At 49.4% G+C, this 693-nt stretch carries 1 rRNA gene; it reads left to right on the forward strand.

The annotated features are described in order from the left end of the window. Positions 1–693: ribosomal RNA gene (locus HMAT_RS26850) — 23S ribosomal RNA — on the forward strand; the annotation flags it as partial.

Raw genomic sequence — 693 nt, forward strand, 5'->3', positions numbered from 1 at the left:
GAGTCTTAATAGGGCGCATAGTCAGATGAGGTAGACGCGAAACCTTGTGATCTACCCTTGGGCAGGTTGAAGTTGCAGTAACATGTAATGGAGGACCGAACCGATAAACGTTGAAAAGTTTCCGGATGACCTGAGGGTAGGGGTGAAAGGCCAATCAAACTGGGAAATAGCTCGTACTCCCCGAAATGTTTTTAGGAACAGCGTCGGCGTAGAGTTTGATAGAGGTAGAGCTACCGATTGGGTGCGGGGGAGTCAAATCCTACCAAATCCAGACGAACTCCGAATGCTATCAAATATAGCCGGCAGTGAGGCTTTGGGTGCTAAGGTCCAAGGCCGAGAGGGAAAGAACCCAGACCATCAGCTAAGGTCCCCAAATTCGTTCTAAGTTGAACTAACGAGGTCCGGTTGCCCAGACAGCTAGGATGTTGGCTTGGAAGCAGCCATTCATTTAAAGAGTGCGTAACAGCTCACTAGTCGAGCGGCCGGGCGTGGATAATAAACGGGCATCAAGAACGGTACCGAAGCTATGGATTTGCATTGAGATATATGCATCTGGTAGGGGAGCATTCCATATGGGGCGAAGATATCTGGTAATGGGTGTTGGACCGTATGGAAAAGCAAATGTAGGCATAAGTAACGATAAGGCGGGTGAGAAACCCGCCCACCGAAAGACCAAGGTTTCCTGATCAACGT

Source organism: Sphingobacterium sp. HMA12 (assembly GCF_002933815.1).
In the GTDB taxonomy this organism is placed as follows: Bacteria; Bacteroidota; Bacteroidia; order Sphingobacteriales; family Sphingobacteriaceae; genus Sphingobacterium.